This is a genomic window from Vibrio sp. La 4.2.2, assembly GCF_027586995.1.
Taxonomy (GTDB): Bacteria; Pseudomonadota; Gammaproteobacteria; order Enterobacterales; family Vibrionaceae; genus Vibrio; species Vibrio mediterranei.
In genome coordinates this window covers 20,950-38,585 of sequence record NZ_JAPPTJ010000001.1, presented here as the reverse complement: position 1 = coordinate 38,585, position 17,636 = coordinate 20,950, and the positions used below count along the sequence as shown (strand labels likewise).

At 42.8% G+C, this 17,636-nt stretch carries 16 protein-coding genes; 1 reads left to right on the top strand and 15 read right to left on the bottom strand.

The window, feature by feature from the left end; translation table 11 throughout:
• The first annotated feature begins 42 nt into the window (after positions 1–42).
• A complete protein-coding gene (locus OH456_RS00170) occupies positions 43–264 on the top strand; it encodes a hypothetical protein (RefSeq protein ID WP_006070483.1) in 222 nt (73 codons plus the stop codon).
• A 61-nt stretch (positions 265–325) separates the two neighbouring features.
• Here OH456_RS00170 and OH456_RS00165 read toward each other — a convergent pair whose 3' ends face one another.
• The 15 genes from OH456_RS00165 to OH456_RS00095 all read right to left on the bottom strand — a co-directional run bounded on the left by OH456_RS00165 (position 326) and on the right by OH456_RS00095 (position 17,569).
• Positions 326–832: a GNAT family N-acetyltransferase gene (locus OH456_RS00165; RefSeq protein WP_171389470.1), complete on the bottom strand. Its 507-nt coding sequence runs from the start codon at positions 830–832 to the stop codon at positions 326–328.
• Between the two features lie 56 nt (positions 833–888).
• The gene (gene rsgA, locus OH456_RS00160) at positions 889–1,923 is read right to left on the bottom strand and encodes a ribosome small subunit-dependent GTPase A (protein WP_239941732.1); all 1,035 of its coding nucleotides are present in this window, start codon (positions 1,921–1,923) and stop codon (positions 889–891) included.
• Positions 1,910–2,320, bottom strand: a complete 411-nt coding sequence (locus tag OH456_RS00155; protein ID WP_270032558.1) for an RNHCP domain-containing protein — start codon at positions 2,318–2,320, stop codon at positions 1,910–1,912. The genes rsgA and OH456_RS00155 overlap by 14 nt, the downstream gene beginning before the upstream one ends.
• A gap of 129 nt (positions 2,321–2,449) precedes the next feature.
• The gene (locus OH456_RS00150) at positions 2,450–2,989 is read right to left on the bottom strand and encodes a TetR/AcrR family transcriptional regulator (protein ID WP_031495133.1); all 540 of its coding nucleotides are present in this window, start codon (positions 2,987–2,989) and stop codon (positions 2,450–2,452) included.
• A gap of 277 nt (positions 2,990–3,266) precedes the next feature.
• Positions 3,267–4,328 (bottom strand): carbohydrate porin, encoded by a 1,062-nt coding sequence (locus OH456_RS00145; RefSeq protein ID WP_006070478.1) that lies wholly within the window; start codon positions 4,326–4,328, stop codon positions 3,267–3,269.
• A 407-nt stretch (positions 4,329–4,735) separates the two neighbouring features.
• Complete coding sequence (locus tag OH456_RS00140; RefSeq protein ID WP_124941940.1) at positions 4,736–5,038, bottom strand: helix-turn-helix transcriptional regulator; 303 nt, start codon at positions 5,036–5,038, stop codon at positions 4,736–4,738.
• 548 nt (positions 5,039–5,586) lie between these two features.
• Complete coding sequence (locus OH456_RS00135; RefSeq protein WP_270032557.1) at positions 5,587–6,831, bottom strand: hypothetical protein; 1,245 nt, start codon at positions 6,829–6,831, stop codon at positions 5,587–5,589.
• 215 nt (positions 6,832–7,046) lie between these two features.
• Positions 7,047–8,327 carry a sensor histidine kinase gene (locus OH456_RS00130; RefSeq protein WP_270032556.1) on the bottom strand — a complete coding sequence of 427 codons (1,281 nt, stop codon included), beginning with the start codon at positions 8,325–8,327 and terminating at the stop codon, positions 7,047–7,049.
• Complete coding sequence (locus OH456_RS00125; RefSeq protein WP_270032555.1) at positions 8,320–9,012, bottom strand: response regulator transcription factor; 693 nt, start codon at positions 9,010–9,012, stop codon at positions 8,320–8,322. Before OH456_RS00125 ends, OH456_RS00130 begins: the two co-directional genes overlap by 8 nt.
• 313 nt (positions 9,013–9,325) lie before the next feature.
• Entirely contained in the window at positions 9,326–10,933 is a 1,608-nt protein-coding gene (locus tag OH456_RS00120; protein WP_006070473.1) for a BCCT family transporter, read from the bottom strand.
• Between the two features lie 302 nt (positions 10,934–11,235).
• Positions 11,236–12,972: an ABC transporter permease subunit gene (locus OH456_RS00115; RefSeq protein WP_270032553.1), complete on the bottom strand. Its 1,737-nt coding sequence runs from the start codon at positions 12,970–12,972 to the stop codon at positions 11,236–11,238.
• A gap of 4 nt (positions 12,973–12,976) precedes the next feature.
• Complete coding sequence (locus tag OH456_RS00110; protein ID WP_270032552.1) at positions 12,977–14,470, bottom strand: ABC transporter substrate-binding protein; 1,494 nt, start codon at positions 14,468–14,470, stop codon at positions 12,977–12,979.
• Positions 14,471–14,493: 23 nt separating this feature from the next.
• Positions 14,494–15,321 (bottom strand): ABC transporter ATP-binding protein, encoded by an 828-nt coding sequence (locus tag OH456_RS00105; RefSeq protein ID WP_270032551.1) that lies wholly within the window; start codon positions 15,319–15,321, stop codon positions 14,494–14,496.
• The gene (locus OH456_RS00100; RefSeq protein ID WP_270032550.1) at positions 15,318–16,076 is read right to left on the bottom strand and encodes an ATP-binding cassette domain-containing protein; all 759 of its coding nucleotides are present in this window, start codon (positions 16,074–16,076) and stop codon (positions 15,318–15,320) included. Before OH456_RS00100 ends, OH456_RS00105 begins: the two co-directional genes overlap by 4 nt.
• A gap of 173 nt (positions 16,077–16,249) precedes the next feature.
• The gene (locus OH456_RS00095; protein ID WP_270032549.1) at positions 16,250–17,569 is read right to left on the bottom strand and encodes an MATE family efflux transporter; all 1,320 of its coding nucleotides are present in this window, start codon (positions 17,567–17,569) and stop codon (positions 16,250–16,252) included.
• Positions 17,570–17,636: the final 67 nt, after the last annotated feature.

Sequence of the window (17,636 nt, the reverse complement as noted above, 5' to 3'; positions counted from 1 at the left end):
CTTGAGTATGCTAATACTTCCAATCCAAGGGAGCATTAGGCATTGAAAACCAGCAACGCAATGTACCAACCTCATATTCAGCAGCATTTAAAAGACACCACAAAGTTCATTAATGGGTATCTAAAATCAGGCAAAGGAGACTTGACAGCATCCTTGGATAGTCAGAACCAAATCAAGATTCGCAACTCTGAGGGAGCGGTCGTCAAAACCTATGACGGTGAGAAAATTGCGGAGAAAAAAGCGGGCGTTGATACCTACGTATAAGGAATAGGTCTAGCTTGAAAGCTAGACCTATTTGAGTGCTCTTGAAGTTCGAAGGCCTACTTTATACCTGTTCGTTTGGGTGTCCCCACATGCGCGGCTCAGCGTAAGGGCCTGTTATCGATGATGTGGACTCCCCAATACCTTGCAAAGCGTTCGGTGTCAGTTCACGTGCAAACCAACATTCCAATGGCGCCTGTGTTCTCACCGGCGGTAGAACATTATGCGGTGTATTGTAGCGATTACCATAATGGAAGGGTTCTCCCATAACAAAGATAACGTCTGCATCCAATTCACTTTCGGCTTGGTCCATCAATCGTGTCGCATAGCCTTTCCCTTGATATTCCGGCAGTACAGCTAATGGTGCGAGCACATAACATTTGAGATGTGGTGCAGCATCAATGATAATTGGCGTATAACATGCGTGAGCGACACCCTGATAAACGATAGAGTAGCTTCCATCGAGAATTAAGTTATCGGCAAACTCAGCATAGAGCTTGGCATGTCTTTCATCATATAGTCCTCCTGCAGCAGCGAAGGCTTCATATTGAATTTGGTACGGCGTTTTCATTCGATTTACCTTATAAATTTCATGGTTGTCAGAGCACAAACCCAAGCGTCCACGGTTCACCTCATTGCTTGTCTGACGAGTTCTTTTCTACTTAAAGACGTTTTGATCAATTTGCTCATATCTTTGTCATATCGACGTTCTACATTCGAGTTTTTGTCATTTTTTCGTCTTTCTAAGAAAGCATGTTCCTGTTTTAAATTTAGGTAACTGTCATAACGTTCAGGGGTTATGTTACCTGCTTCAAGCTCTTTCTGAACTGCACAACCAGGTTCCCCCTCATGCTGGCAGTTTCTATATTTGCAATCTTGGGCAACAAGAGATATTTCCTCGAAAACTGAGTCAATATCGTTACCGTTTGCCCACGCCTGTACTTCCTTGATACCAGATGTATCGACAATGAAACCGCCATTTTCTAACTCAAATAGGTAAGAGCTTGACGTGGTATGCCTGCCTCGCATGTCTTGCAAGCGAAGTCCATTAGTCTTCTGCGCTTGATATTGCAATAACGTATTGGTTAAGGTCGATTTACCCACACCAGATGGTCCAATGAAGACACCGACTTTACCGTTAGCTAGGTATGTCATAACGTCGTTAATACCTGTGCCGTCTAGAGCACTGCAGGTAATTATGTCGATACCTAGCGCGATCGTTTCGGCTTGCATTTGCACTAATTCAGCGTCTTCATTTAAATCCGACTTATTAAGTATGACTACAGGCGTTGCACCACTGTTCCAAGCAACGGTCAGAAGTCTTTCTAATAGACGGTCTGAGTAGTTTCGACCACCATCTAAGCCCATCACGATGAATGTGTAATCTACGTTTGCAGCGATAGTTTGTTGGACTGTTGCTTCACCTGAGGCTTTTCTGCTTACCAAACTTTTCCGTTTCTTGATGCTTTCGATCAATATAATATTGTTGTCATCTCTGGCTTCTATCCAATCGCCAACACAAGGATAGCCTTGCTTGTCTTGTATTAAATGGATAAAGCTACCCTTCAATTGGGCAGTTCTAATGCCGTCAGGGGTTTGTACTTTGTATCTATTGGCGTTTCTTTCAATTACTCGGTATGTCTGTAGGTTATTCGAGTACATATTCACTACCTTTGTTTATGCTCATTTGTTTCAGTTCAGACAAAATAGTTTTTGATGGGAATGGTAGAGACATCATCGGTTCTGCTGCCATTGATACTAACAAAAATTCATTGTCGTCTGCTGCGATTCGGTTTGTTCTAATCGTGCTGCACTTACTACATTTGTGGACCAGAGACCATTCTCGATTCTTTTGAACATAAATACTGATCGGTTCCATAATGCCACGACAACTCGAACGTCTATCTCCCGCTTTAATATCCATGTGCACGCTGCTTAGGCAGTGAGGGCAGTGGTTACGATGTTGTCCACCGTATTGAATAGGTGTCACGCCTAAACCACATGATGCACAAAGGAATGATTCGTTAGGGTTAGCTCTTAAAGTTTTCGTTCTAGTCATAATGAATACCTCACACTAGTTAGTTTATTGGTGATACTGCTCCTTAAAAAGGAACTGACTGACCGTACAGTCGGTTGTTGTGTTTAAAAAAATCACGCCATTAACTGTGCGTGATATTGAGTGAATCTATTAACAATATTTGTTGATGAATTCTTGTTTGATTTCTTCTATAGGGAAGTCAACATTCAACAAATAGTTCATTGCGATGCCGTCGATTTCAGCGATAAACATTCTTGTCACAACCGATGGATTTGGGTGCGACAGGGAACGAAACACCTCTTCGGTTGATGCCTGCAGACCTTGATATCTTTCTTCAATTAGATCTAAGACGATCTTACGCGTGGTCGGATGTACCATAACACTGAAGTTTAATTGATACATCTTTCGGTGCTGTTCGATCATCATTCCTTCAAATATCGAATCAATCATCGCCTCAAGTCTCCCTTCTGATGAAGCTAAGTGCTCATCTTGTTGGTCAACTCCGTTGATGATGTCAGTCATATGGGTGAACACTGCTCTTAGTAGTTCGTTCTTATTTTTAAAGTGATGGAAAACTAAGCCTTTTGAGATTTCTGCATGCTCACAGATAGTTGAAATAGGCGTTTTTTCAAACCCATGCTCCGCAAATAGCTGCATGGCAACTTCAATGATCTTGTCTTTCTTGTCCATCACATTACTCACTTTGTTAACTGACCAGTCAGTCAGTGGGTGCGAATGTTAATTTCACTTTGAGTATGTGTCAAATATTATTTTGGATAATTTTTAGGTAGTAGATGGTAAATTGGTATAGAAATATCTTAGCAACTCTACGTAAGCCTACTTAAAACAATGAGATACGTTAGGAGTTATGGAAGGAGGGGCTCCCTTGCAAGTGAGATTAAGTTTGCAAGGGAGCATCAGGACTTATCGAAAAGGCAGTTTCCTTATAAGTCTTGATTCTTTTTGTTTAGAAGTTGTACTGAAGACGTACACGAGCGCCGTATTCAGAGACATCGCCGCTTACTTTGTCAGCCTTTGCGGAGGTGTAATAAGCACCTGTAGACGCCGTCAATGAGTCAACTAAAAAGTCTTTGTGCTCATAACCAGCGTAGGTAGTGAATAGATTCACATCGCCAACGCTGCCATTTTTTACTTCGTTGTTGGCTGTTGTATAGAAAGCTCCTAAGCCGAAACCATACGCTGCAATGTTAGTACCGAACGTGTGTAGTTTTGTGTCTACACGGGTACTGGTACCTTTCAAGAGAGGTTTAGATGTCTTGTATGCGTAACTCAGGTTTAAGCTTGCTAGGCCAAATTTAACATTAGCAGTTGTTGCTAAACCAAGTTCATCTTTGTCTTTAGACGCGTCGTCAAAACCTTTCTCAAGACCTGCTGAGATTGAGAACGATTTGCTTGGAGTCACTGTTAATACTGGACGTAACGCAACATTGCTGTTTTTATCTTTTTGGTCAACGAAAACAACGTTGGTTTCAAATTTAATTAAATCATTACCAGCGTAAAGTAACGCTGCGCCATCAAAACGTCCGCGGTATTTGTTACCACGATAGTGACCTGCGAATAGTTCACCATCGACTAGACTGGCTGTATCAGCATCATCTACGAAAATATCAATTTGAAGAGGGGAGAGATCCAGAGCTTCGAAACGACCTAGCTGAGCGCCCAGATAAGTGTTGCCAGTTTTCTTGAGGTCTAAGTAAGCGTCATCCATAGTGACGGTGCCGTCCGTTTTCAGTAACGGATTAACACGAGCTTTCATTTTATACCCGTTTTGCTCAACAATATAATCGGCAGTAAATGATAGACGCCCATTTGTATTAAGCGTTGTTTTGTCCGATTTTAGTTTTGTTGTCGAAGTCTTTAAGTCAACAGATTGTTTCGTAGCGTTCATATCAATACGCATATTGCCGCCAAGAGTTAATGTACCAGGGCCAGCTTTAATGTCTGCTGCCATTGTTCCAAATGACATAGTCGCACATGCAATACTCACTGCTAATATATTGAATTTCATAATTTACCTTTTTGTCCTTTCTTGTGTTTTTATTCAACGATGATTATTTTTATGTGAGAGATGTTTATTGACAAGTTGATAGTATTAATATTTAGACTTGAACAGTTAAATACCCTTTTTAATGTGGGAGGTTGTATTTGAATATAACTTCTTTGTCAGATGGGTTATTTACAATGTCATTTTCTATGTTGATAGTGTATTGGAATGTAATAAAGAATAGATAATATAATTAACGAGGGTGCTATATCGCGAGATGGTGAGAGTTGAGGTATTTAGTGAAAAGAGGTTGAGAATCTTATTAGTAGAGATTTAATAATGAATTGACGACAATACTAAACGTGATAGGAAACGATAGTAAGGCGATCATCTAAAAGGTGATCACCTTAAGCGTTAAAGCAAAACACAGGTTATTTGTTTTCTTGCCGATTTTCCAATACTTCGGTCAATGTAGCTTCAATCGACAAGCCGTCCTGTTTAACTTGCCATGCTTCATATTTTGCTTGTGCCTCAAGTATGCTGTCTATGTCCAGTGCGAAGAAGCAGCACAGCCTCATAGCTAGTTTAGGAGAGAGTCTCGTATTTCCGCATAAGACCATTGCAAGTCCACCATGACTTACACCGATGGACCGAGCCAACTCTCTTGTACTGAGGTTATGTTTTTCCTTTAATAAAGCAAAAACATCGACAGCAGATTTTGGTGGAAAGCTCATAAAGTAACCTTGGATTTATCTATATTTACTTGTTGGTTTAGCATTAAATAAACCAACATTGGTTCATTCTTTCTGATAGGTTTTAATGTAAAGCAATATTGGTTTACTTAGCTGTTTACCGCAGGTGTTGTATTTCAATTGACATTTTTATATGCAAGTACAAACCTAGGGTAACAGTTATTGCATAGTGAAGAGCCCAATCTTTTTGTGTGCAGCATCGACTTTTGTTGCATATTAATTGGGTTGTCTTCAGTTTCTATTGATTGCCTCAATTGTCAATGTTCTCTGATGAAAGAGTGCATTTATTTTTTGTGATATATAGCATATCAAGATGATAAATATATTATTTAGACTTGAACGCCACTTTTGATATTCATTGTGATAAGGTTGGTAAGATAATTGTGGGTTAAGTCTATCTAAGTAACTTGTATGTAATTTCTTGTTCACCTAATGTATGTGATTGTAATTGCTTTGGTATTATTATCTAATTCACAGTGTCTGAGAGCATCGTCTACTCGTCAGTTGAGAATTAATGACGAGTCGGAGAGCTAATATATTCTACGAGTGTCAACGGATTGGTCTGCAAAACGTATTGTACTGACTGACCGTAGCGTATTATTACCATCTCGTCCTAAAAGAGAGTCTCTAACAATCACAGCATCATCCTGATAGTTGATGTTGTAATCATTCTTTTCTCCTGAGAACGTAACGGTGGTATTGGAATTATTGCCCGTAATGTCATTGTCAAGTTTATTGACGATTATTTCGACGGGATGGCCTCCTGTCAAAGTTATGTCTTTGAGGTAGCGAGAGTGGTTGGTATAAAGCAAGTCTTCACGATATTGGAGACTAAACGTTCCTTTAAAATTAGGGTCTAGATGGGCGTTATAGGTTAAGTAGGGATGGAAGAATTCTGTCATTAACTGATAGCCCTTTGGATCACGAAGTTGAACTTCGTGTCTAGTTCCAGCAATGTAAAATCCCCACATTCCCCATCCGCCGGTAAACTTGTCCATCATCCTAAAAGATTGCTTCGGATAAGCACCCCACAAGCCGTAATATGAGTCTAGAACAGATGCTAGATACTCTTGAGTTAGACTGTTCTCTGCCGTTAGCTCGTCGATCCAATCTTGTACTTCTGGAGTCATAGCCCAAATTTGTTTGGCATAAGCATTGATTTGAGCATTGCGTATTTCAGTTTGGTACTCAGGGAGAACCCCTATGAATTTGTCGTACCCATCTACGCCGATTCCATAATCATGAACGAGGTGCAATATTTCTTCAAAAGTCGCGTCTCGGTGCTGGTAGTTTTGCGCCATGTACCAAGGTCCGCCCTCAACTTGAATTTCCTCTTCATATAAAGGCTGCCCCTCAAGTTCGGCAGCATTATTAGTGCCATCATCTCGTCCGTTTAAAAGGAGTAAAGTAGCACCATTCTCAGCCATTCTATTCGCAACAGAGCTCTTATTGCTTCCATACTTAGATCCGGAAAAGTCGGTAAGATAATGAACAAGCACCGATTTGGCTCGAATTATCTGTCCGTCAGATAGCTGGTCTTGAGCAACAATGTGAATCGACTTTCCATTAGGTGCAACAACCGAAGTGTAACGATTAAAGCGTAACTCTGACGAAAACTGTTTTTTCAGCTGTAACGGAACTTCAGTAATACCGAGTGCTTCTTGTTGTGTTGAAATAGAAAAATCAACACTGGATGAACCCGCGTTGACTGCGTTGATATTGAGACAAGCTACGGTCATTGCTATCGGAAAGGCTTTGGGATATTGCAAAGTCATAAAAATGGCTCCATAAGAAGTCGCTTGATGTAGCGAGAGGCGGTAAATACGAGCAGAGTTCTAGGCTAAGAAACCAAAACTATTCTGAAGGAACTATCTTTAGCCTATAAATCTGACATACCGTCCATTCTATCGGAAGGGAGGTGAAACAGAGGTGAAATGGTGGAACCCTCGTTTTTTGAACATTCGGTTCGGCCTGTTGCGAGTACATGACATTATGTTGGCAAGTGAAGAATAGCTACGAAGCCGGTCTCGGTCTTTTTAGTTTCCATAAACCAACCAAGCTTATCGCAAATTCTGAATATTAGATCTTGTCCCAAACCAAATCCGTCTGTTACCTGCAGCTCGTGGTCCGCCGTAGTGGTATTTTCAATGATGACGGTGTTGTCTTTGCAGTAAATGCGTATAAGCCCTGCGTGGGTGTATTTGAATGCGTTAACCAATAGATTACTTATAACGATTCGTATCGGGGTTTCCGGTAAGTCTAGTACTGGAGCGTTACTATAATCAGTCTCTAACGACACATCAGAACCGTTAATGAAGTGATAGTACTCGTCGACCAGTTCATTCAATAAAGCGGCTACTGAAACTTCCTTTTGTGGTGGAGGGGTGTTGTGTTTACGAGAAAGCCAAAGCATCGTCTCAACGACTTGTTGCATATTTTGACTTGCTCGGTCTATGCGCACAATCGCGTTTTTTGATGCTTCTGGTAGCGCTATTCTTTCCAATATCTCCATATTAGCTCTGATGATGGCCAGAGGGGTGCGAAGTTCGTGACTGGTATGAGATAAAAAGTCCTTTTCCCGAGCGAGCAGGCGGGCATTTTTCGATAGTGCTCGTTGCAAATATGAAGCGACGCGATTGTATTCCTGAAAAGTAAAATCGGGAGTGGGGTTTGATTCTAAGTTCTCTGATACCAGTTCAGACCAATGAACCAGTTGCTCTGTTCTTTTTCCTATTCGATAGCTATAAAACCAGAGTGCCAATAGCACTATAGAGATATAACCACCGACGATTAGCAAGATAAAATTGAATCGGCTATCAAACCATATATCGATTGTGTCATTGATTAGGTGGTAGTCATATTTCGCGATGACGTATACCGTTCTTTCGTCGTCGCGAAGAAACCTAAATATCCCTAAAGTGATTTCCTTCTCTGGGTCATCGGAAAAAGTTTCATCCACTGAAACCACAGTGAATTGATTGTTGGAAAGTTGAACATTTTCCAAAATATTCGTTCCTTCCACACGAATAACGGGGAGGTCGTCTAGGTAGAATCGAATCACATAAGAACTTGGCAACTCGATATTGGGGTCTAACTGGTAAGCTTCTGAGTAGGCTCGCCACTCCGTTAACATTCTCATCCTCACGGAATCTTCAATGCCGTACTCAAAGTAGCGAACTAGCAGCTCGAAAAGCATGAAGGCAGTGATAATCGCGATTCCAACAAAAAACGAGGTGAGATGGTTTTTTAATGGAAAGCTCTTATTAAGCATTGCTGGTAACCTGAATTCTTACACCTTGGCCCACAACGGTTTCGATGAGTTTAATATTATGATTCTTATCAACTTTCTGTCGAAGTTGATAAAGCTGAACCTTTAGGTTGTTGGTTTCAGGTATTTCATTAGGCCATAGCGTCTGTTCGATTTCTTCTCTCGAGACCAACTGAGGAGATTTACGCATTAGCAGCTCTAACAACCTAAGATTAAGTCGAGTGAGTTCAATAGGTTGATTTGAACGCGTTACTCGTTTTTGTTTAAGATCATAGGTCAGATCTCCAGCAACGAGTTTAGTTATTTGACCACTTCGTCTTCTCGATAGAGATTTTATCCGTAAAGCCAGTTCTTTCATCATAAATGGCTTTACAAGGTAATCGTCGGTACCTGAGTTGAACCCGGCCTCTTTGTCTTCAATGGTATCTTTGGCCGTCAACATGAGAATAGGTGTGTCAATACCTGCTTTTCGAAGGTTTTGGCAAACCGTAAAGCCGTTGACCTTGGGTAGCATTAAATCAAGAAGGATGACGTCGTAGTAATTCTCTCTGGCTAAATTGTAACCACTCTGTCCATCGTAGGCGTGATCGCATTTTATGTTTTCGTATTCCAAGTAATCTGCAACCGAGGCTGCTAAGTCTCGGTCATCTTCAATGAGCAATACATGGATAGATAAATCGGAATTCATGTGTTCAATAGTCCTTTATCTTGCCGCATTGATGATTTGAATCGAAAAGCAGCTACGGGGTGTTAAGTACACCGTTTTGAAGAAATATCCTTAAATTGATAGAGATTATACCCAGATATACTTGATAAAACATTAGTTGAGGCTATGTCTTTGGTGTGTGGTATTTATTCTGTTGATATCCCATTTGGAGAGCAGGGTCATGTCGAACAGTCGTTTTATTAAGGAGGATCTTGAACGGTGAGGGCAAGGGGGAATGTGAGTAAAGAGCTAAAAAAGGCTTACCGTAACGCGGTTACGATAAGCCTAAAGTTATCTATTGTGCGGACTTGTCGCTAGCTACTTGAGGTTGTTCAACCTCAGTAAGTAAGCCTTTAATCAAACTCACACAACCTAAAATTAGAATCAGCGTAAATGGCAGCGCTGCAATGATGGTAATCGATTGAAGTGCTTGAATCGATTGAGTACCACCGATCCACAACATGACCACGGCGATGACAGCTGAGATCACAGCCCAGACCACTTTCTGCTTGATAGGAAGCTCGAGTTTGCCACCTGCAGTCATACTGTCTACTACGATTGAACCTGAGTCCAAAGTGGTCACAAAGAAAACAATGATCAGCGCAACGGCAATCAGCGATAAGATGTTACCAATAGGGTACGCATCAAGCATATAGAACAAGCTAAGTGAAACGTCTCCGATACCCTGAGCGGCACCAAGTATACCCACATGATCAACGATCTGTTGAATTGCGACACCGCCAAAGAAAGACATCCATGCAGTGGTGACAAGAGTAGGGATAACTAGTACACAAAATAGGAATTCGCGAATTGTTCTGCCTTTTGAAATTCGTGCAACGAACATACCGAAGAATGGCGCATATGCAACCCACCAGGCCCAATAGAACACAGTCCAGCCATGAAGCCATGTGGTGTCTTCACGGCCAGCGCTTTGGCTTAGTGGAAGAATATTTTTCACATAACCAACGACTGCGGTCGAAACTGAATCCAATACCGTTGTGAAGTTCAAAATACCGATAAAACCAAGGAAAACGAATGCGATAATCATATTGAGATTACTCAATACCTTAACGCCGCCGTCCATTCCACGAACAACAGAAACAATAGCCAAACCCATAATGGTCAGGATAATGGCAATCTGAAGCAGAAGACTGTTTTCTAGTCCGAATACGTGACTGATTCCACTTGCAGCTTGTGAGCCGCCCAGACCAAGTGATGTTGCAAGGCCAAATAGGATTACCAGAACAGCCATTACATCGATAACGTCACCGACTCTTCCCCAAACTCTGTCACCAAGTAGAGGGTAGAATACCGAACGCATTGAGAGCGGAAGACCTTTGTTATAGACAAAGTATGCTAGCGATAATGCGGCCATCCCATAGATAGCCCAAGCGTGAAGTCCCCAGTGGAATACGGCGGCACCTAAGGCTAGTTCTCGCCCTTCTGGTGTAAACGGTTCAACACCTAGTGGTGTGCCAAACCAATTGGTATAAAAGGCGGTCGGCTCTGCTACGCCCCAAAAAATCAAACCAATACCCATACCTGCTGCAAATAACATGGCGATCCAGGAAATAGTTGAATAATCTGTTGTGGCATTGTCGCCACCTAAACGAATTTTACCGAGCGGAGATAAAGCAATCAGCAAGGCAAAAATCAGAAGAATGTTTGCGCCCCACATAAAGACAAAATCAAACTTTGATAGTGCAGCGGATTTAACGGCATCGATGGCTGCTTTTGCGTCTTCTGGGGAAAGTACTAAGAGAGTGACGATGAAGAGGATGGATAAGCCCGCGGAAGCGGTAAACACTGTATTGTGAACATCCATGCCCCATTTAGTGATGTTGTCTTGACCGACTTGATAATCTGTAGAATCTATACTGTATTTTTGAGATTTAAAACCCATAATTATGAGGTTTACATATTCGTGTGAACGAATATAAAGACCAACTCCATGTTTAATTAATAACTGATTAGAATTCGAAATTCTTCCAATTAACATTATGTTAATCAGTAGTTTATGATGAAAGTGTCCGTTTTACATCTAATCCTGAAGGACGGATTTTAACACAAATAGGACACCTTTTGGGCGCTATATTGAAAGAAGTCATAGCAAAGGGTATTTCTCTTATAGATACTTCTCTGTTTAGTACTAAATGGTCGAAACGAATTTCACAGCACTACCTGCTTTGGCGTTTCGGTTGACAATTAATCGTCAAACAAAAGGTTAATAGCAATGCCTAACAGCACTAATCCGAAAATTGGACCAAGTACGCCAAGCGGTGCTCGTTCAATATACGGTAGGTTTTCTGCAATCATCAGCCCCCATTCGGGTGAGGGTGGCTTAGCGCCAAGACCGATAAAACTCAGCGACGTTAAGCTTAGCGTAATCACTGGCATTCTAAGTAGTGCATGTCTCAATAATGGCGGAAGCACATAAGGAAGGAGATAGTACCTAAGTATCTTGAATTTGCTCGTTCCCCATATCGGCGCAAGATGCGTGTAGGGCTGCGCTTTAGCCTCAACGATAAGACTTGAGCAGTGAGCCGCAAGAGGGGCCCAAGACACCAAAACAATGGCAATCATGGCACTGTTTGGATTCATCCCCGTCATTCCAGCAACCAATAAGCCAGCGATAATATAAGGAATACCCTTGGTTATTTCGATTAAACCTTGGCTGTATCGAGTGTTGAACCCAAGAACCATGCCCACAACCAAACTTAGCACTGTCGCGACAAATCCTGCCCAAAACGTCGATAACATACCAGACCCAATGCGGGCTAGAAGGTCACGTCCAATGCTGTCGCCACCTAAAGGTGCCTGCAAGCTCGGAGCAGCAAGTCTGATGAACTGACTGCTAAACGGGTCGCGAAACAGTGACCAGATAACAACAGCCAGCAACAGTGAAAAGATTAAACCCGCCGTCAATCGTTTGTTATTACTCGAGGTAAACGCAAAAGATGAATGACTACTGATAAGCTTACCGTTTCTGAGACTGTGGCCTAACAACAACTGTTGAACAAGCAAGCTCAAGCTACTGATGAAAATCGAAATAAATAGAAGTACTAACAAACCACCTTGGAGCACTGGTAGATCTTGTGCTTTCGCTGCACCTAAAATTAGTCGTCCTATTCCTGGGATGGAAAAAATCTGCTCGACAGCAACCGCTCCACCGGTCAGGCCGATCATTATCATCGCGACTTGCGGGATCAAACTACTGATTGCACGTTTTAATGCGAAGCGCATGATCTGGAAGGAACTGATGTTCGCACTGAGCCAAGTGATCACCCATGGTTCATTAAGGACGCGCTGCAAACTGTCCCTCAATAGACGACTCAAAAGACCGCTAGCGGGAAGCGCAAGTGCCAGACTAGGCAGCCAAATATGGTGCCAGCTTTGCCACCCGTAGGGGGGGAACCAACCCAACCAAATAGATAAAATAAGGATGAGAACGGACGCTACTACGTATTCAGGTAACGAGATGAGCACAGTACTCAGGCTATTATGGGTTTGTTTTAGCTTTCTTTGTTTCCAGCTAAACAAGGTATGAACTAAGCTAAACCCACACAGTACAAAGGTTAAACCTAGTGCCATCGACATCAGTAACAGAGAGGTCGACATTGTCTGTTGAATACCATCTATGACCGGTGAACCATCGATCCATGAGTAGCCTAGATCACCATGCAGAGCGTCACTAAGCCAGTCTGTTAATCGTTCCATTGCACTACGGTCAAGCTGTAAATCGGCTCTTACCGCGGCAAGTGCTTCCGGCGTTAACATGTGTTGTTGTCCGGCGCGGGCACGCAAAATCGATTGGCTTGGGTCAATACCAGCAATATCTGGCATCAAACCCACTAAAATGACGACGACGATCAATGAGATAAGTCTTGATAACCAAGGTGTTAGCACATCGAATATTCGTCGAGAAGTATCAACAGACAACATTAAGTTAGTTCACCTTAGTGTTCGCATTGATAAGGCGACGTTCGCTTGGGTCGCGAACAGCATCAGAAACACGAAGGCTTTCACCCTGAATGACACGTTCGTGTAGCAGTGGAATGGCAGCGAAATCGTTCAAAATGATCTGTTCTGCAGCAATGATGGCTTGTTGACGTTTTGGTCCTAAAGGCTGTAGATCGGCGTAAGTCAGAGCGTTGTCGACTTCCTCAGAACAGAATTGACCTAAGTTGAACGATCCCTTACAGCCAAAATCACTCATCATATATGCGATAGGATCGCCTGAATCCAAAACTGTCGCTCGAGAAAGAATAAAGGCATCAAAATTACCCGCTAATGCATCGTTTTCAATTTGAGCGTACTCACGGATATCAAGTTCTACTTGGAAGCCTGCGCTTTCAAGCTGCTGTTTGAGCAAAGCGGCGACTTCAGGAAGTTCAGCACGGTCAGTGAAAGTACCTATGACGATTTTCTCACCATTTGCTTTTGTTTTAGCTTCAATCGGTGATGCTTCGGGACGATGTGGTGCAGCCCAAGCAAGTGCCGGACCTAACAAACCCTTCGCAATATCGGCATGGTTTTCATACACAGTTTTAATGATTTGCTCTCTATCTACCGCGGCGGCGGCAACTTGGCGCAACTCTAATTGACTAAAAACATCTGACTTATTGTTTAAGTAGAGCGTGTTGGTTCGCGGCATAGCCACTTCGTGTAAAAGGTTGCTATCAATCGTTGCTATTTGAGATACAGGCACAGCTTCGACAACATCGGCGGAACCTGTGCGTAGTGCTGCTGCACGCGCGAAACCATTTGGAACATACTCAGCGATGACCGTGTCTATGTGTGCTTTCTCACCCCAGTAATCATCGAATCGTTTTAGCGTGGCACTGGTTGTGCCGTTAATTTCGATTAATTCAAATGGACCAGTACCTGCACCAGTGGGTACGACTCGACCATTCTCTTTATATGCAGTTGCCGCCAAAATGGCGAGTTGAGGACTTGATAAGCGGCTAGGTAGTAAAGGGTCATTAAATGTTGTCTTGATTTCTACGTGCGATGAATCAAGGGCTCTCACAGTGAGGTCAACACCATCAAGTATACGAGGCTTAGGTGCAGCACTCAAAGCCTGTTGCAGTGAGTTAACCACTGATTCTGCGGTTAGCATGGAACCATCGTGGAATTTCACACCCTGGCGAATAGTGAAGTGCCATGTGAGTGGGTCAATCTGCTTCCAATCGGTAGCCAGCATTGGTTCAACCTCAGAAGCCGGGGAAAGATTGATTAACGTTTCCGCGGTGCTCCAACGTGACAATTTGAAAGCGTCGTCAGATAATGGTGATAGTCCAGTGCGAGGTGGCTGCATCATTGCCACACGAATCTCGGATTTGACGCTTGATTCACTGTTTTCAGTTTGTGTATCAAAACAGCCAGTTAACGGTAGAGCGAGCGCAAGCGCGCATGCCAATTTAATTGAGTGAAAACGCATGATTATGTCTCGGTGATGTTGTGTTAAGTATTCGTTTTTGAATGAATTTGGGCACGAATCAGTGCCTGTGTTGTTGGGTGAACAGGTTGTTCCATGATTTGTTTAACAAAGCCGTATTCGACGATCTCTCCTTGATCTAAGACCACTATCTCTTCACATAGCGCGATTGCTGCCTTGAGGTCGTGACTGACAAGAAGTAGTTGCAGGTCATATTTTTGCTTTAGCGAGTTGAGCAGTTCGATTATTCGTTGGCGATTTACTGGGTCTAAGCTACTGGTAGGTTCGTCTGCAACAAGTAACTTGGGTTTTACAATGAGCGCACGAGCGATGGCGATTCGCTGTGCCTGACCTGTTGAAAGCTGTTGTGGGTAGAGTGACAACAAGTCCGTGGTCAAGCCAACCTCGTTCAGTGCAATTTGTGCGAGCTGTGGGTGGTTCCCCCCAATTTTGAGGTTTTCTAGTGGTTCAATCAGGATTTGTTCGACTGTGTAATACGGATTTAAACTTGTGTGTGGCTCTTGGGGAACCATTTGTACTTCACTGCAGACCCTCAAACGCTCGCTTGCGTTGTGGAGAGAGAGTGTCCTTCCCGCGATTTGAACGTTTCCTAGTGAAGGTGTCCGTAAACCAAAGAGCAATTCAATAAGCGTAGACTTTCCGGCACCCGATGGGCCAACAATGGCAATGTTTTGATTCTCGATCTGGAGGGAAACATTACTGAGTGCTTTAAATGGTTTGCCACCCAACCATCTAGGAGTAGAGTAGTGGTGCACACTGACATTGCTAAAGCTCACTAAAGTTGAACTTACCTTACTACAACCCATGATAGTCTCTTCGATAATGGCAGTCATTGAAGGAGTCCTTTCAGTGAACGACAAAAATGATGAGAACTGGATTCAAGAGCGACTCGCGGTTCACCATAAGCAGCGACTTTTCCTTCGTCAATAACCAGTAATTTGTCGCAAGCTAACGCACTATTTAGGTCGTGTGTAATCAAAATACCAGCCATATTGGACTGCTTTACGCTTTGGAGAATGAGAGTCAATATTTCCTGTTCAGTGACAGGATCGAGAGCACTTGTCGGTTCGTCTGCAATTAATACTTGAGCTTGGCTTAATAAACCAATAGCAATGCAAATGCGTTGTCTCTGCCCACCAGAGAGTTGGCTAGGATAATTGGTTAATACTATGGCTGGATCGGGAAACCCAAGACGAGCAAGTAGATTAACTATGGTGTTCCGATTTCTAGCGCTTGGCTTTGTTTGGTCTCCGGTGAGAGCGAGACAAAGCTGCTTCTCTACAGAAACTAAAGGATTAAGCGCTTGAAGGGCATCCTGAAAAATGAAGGCTGGCCGTTGTTGTGCAGAACGATTAAGCAATGGAATCTTACAGACTTCACTGCCCGCAATTGTTATCGTACCCGATACGGATATGGTGTCTGGAGTAAAGCCCGCAATGGCTTTAGATAGCATGGACTTACCAATACCTGAAGGACCCATTACGGCCAGCGTTTCCCCCGCAGATACGTCAAACTGAATGCCTTGAAATAGGATTCGGTCTTTACTGCTTATGGATAGTTGATTTATGGCGAGGAGAGGAGGTGTCACGAAAAAACTCTTAAATAATATGTTATAACATAACAATGTTATCATCACGAGTTAGGTAAGAGAAGAGCAATGCACAGATTACGGTGTAGATTTTCTCGCTGGTGTATCACCAGATTAAATCAAAAAAGCACTCAAAAGAGAGCTTCTTGAATAGTATGGTTTTGTGGTTGGGGCTAAGAAATGGTTTGATGACCACACTTTTGCTTAACTTGACCGATGAATGGATAGAGAAAGACGATACGGCCACAATAAAAAATAGTAAAAGCAAGCCATAAACCGTGGTTACCCCATAGTGGAACAGCCAATAACTGCGCCAATAAAAACACCATCAGTGTTGCAATACTGGAGTCTCTGACCGGTCGGGTTGTTCCGGTTCCGGTAAAGATCCCGTAGACCGTTAAGCCGTACCCGGCAACCAAGGGGAATACAATTAGCCAAGCTGCCACTTGGTGATACAAGCTGACGAGTTCTGTTTGTGTCGTGAACAGTAAAACTAAATGCGATTGGAACATCAGCACCAACAGAGTGAGAATTACGATGAAGCCCGATGTCCACTGGAAATTGAGTGTTAGCACTCGATCTAGCATCTTTGGATTGTTTTGTCCGACGGCTTTACCGGCGAAAACACTAGAGGCATTAGCAATACCATCAAACATGTAGCTGACGATAAAAGTAATTTGCATAAGGATGGCGTTAACCGCAAGTACGTCAGCCCCTAGTTGAGAGCCAACTCTTGCCATCATGTTGAAGAAAACCAAAATGCAGACCGTTCTCAACATCAAATCAGTATTCGATGAGACGATCGTTGAGAAGTCGTGCCTACTCATTTTGGCGGAGGAAATAAGGCGAGTTAGAGACATTCCTTGTGTATTGAATACTAACGTCATTCCAATCGCAAATGTCGCGATCTGTGCAATCAAGCTTGCATAAGCCACACCTGCTACACCAAGGTCAAAATACAATACAAATACTGCGTCAAGGACAATATTCAAGACATTGCCAAAGACCTGGGTGTATAAAGTTTCTTTCGCTTTCGCTTGCCCCATCAACCAACCAATAATGGTGTAGTTGAGAAGCACAAACGGAGCACCGAAGATTAAAATACCAAAATAGATATGGGCTTGTTCAGCTACGGCATTTTCGGGCTCTATTACCCAGAGTGCTCCTTGCCAAATGACGGACTGTAGTAGGATAAAGCTTGCACCGACAACAGCAGCAAGAACAAATGGGCGCATCAAACTATTTGTCATCAATGCGTCATCACCTTTACCTAATGCCATTGCACTTTGGCCCGTTGTACTAACTCGGAAAAAACCGAACAACCAATATAGGGTGTTCATAATGACCGTCCCGATAGCAACGCCACCAATCAGCTGTGTGATACCTAAGTGGCCAATCACAGCAGTATCGACGGCACCCAGCAGAGGCTGAGTGACTGTGGAGATAATAAAGGGCAGAGCAATTTTGAAGTAATCTGAATGAGAAATAGTCATAGCAAAATAGCGGTGCACCAGCAAACAACAATGTTAGTCGCCAATGAGAATTATTTACATTGCGTGA

Excerpts from the sequence above, each read along its gene's own strand:
- OH456_RS00140 (WP_124941940.1), bottom strand. The coding sequence starts at position 5,038 with ATGAGCTTTCCACCAAAATCTGCTGTCGATGTTTTTGCTTTATTAAAG.
- OH456_RS00135 (WP_270032557.1), bottom strand. The coding sequence starts at position 6,831 with ATGACTTTGCAATATCCCAAAGCCTTTCCGATAGCAATGACCGTAGCT.
- OH456_RS00150 (WP_031495133.1), bottom strand. The coding sequence starts at position 2,989 with ATGGACAAGAAAGACAAGATCATTGAAGTTGCCATGCAGCTATTTGCG.
- rsgA (WP_239941732.1), bottom strand. The coding sequence starts at position 1,923 with ATGTACTCGAATAACCTACAGACATACCGAGTAATTGAAAGAAACGCC.
- OH456_RS00095 (WP_270032549.1), bottom strand. The coding sequence starts at position 17,569 with ATGACTATTTCTCATTCAGATTACTTCAAAATTGCTCTGCCCTTTATT.
- OH456_RS00105 (WP_270032551.1), bottom strand. The coding sequence starts at position 15,321 with ATGACTGCCATTATCGAAGAGACTATCATGGGTTGTAGTAAGGTAAGT.
- OH456_RS00155 (WP_270032558.1), bottom strand. The coding sequence starts at position 2,320 with ATGACTAGAACGAAAACTTTAAGAGCTAACCCTAACGAATCATTCCTT.
- OH456_RS00115 (WP_270032553.1), bottom strand. The coding sequence starts at position 12,972 with ATGTTGTCTGTTGATACTTCTCGACGAATATTCGATGTGCTAACACCT.
- OH456_RS00110 (WP_270032552.1), bottom strand. The coding sequence starts at position 14,470 with ATGCGTTTTCACTCAATTAAATTGGCATGCGCGCTTGCGCTCGCTCTA.
- OH456_RS00130 (WP_270032556.1), bottom strand. The coding sequence starts at position 8,327 with ATGCTTAATAAGAGCTTTCCATTAAAAAACCATCTCACCTCGTTTTTT.
- OH456_RS00125 (WP_270032555.1), bottom strand. The coding sequence starts at position 9,012 with ATGAATTCCGATTTATCTATCCATGTATTGCTCATTGAAGATGACCGA.
- OH456_RS00145 (WP_006070478.1), bottom strand. The coding sequence starts at position 4,328 with ATGAAATTCAATATATTAGCAGTGAGTATTGCATGTGCGACTATGTCA.
- OH456_RS00165 (WP_171389470.1), bottom strand. The coding sequence starts at position 832 with ATGAAAACGCCGTACCAAATTCAATATGAAGCCTTCGCTGCTGCAGGA.
- OH456_RS00120 (WP_006070473.1), bottom strand. The coding sequence starts at position 10,933 with ATGGGTTTTAAATCTCAAAAATACAGTATAGATTCTACAGATTATCAA.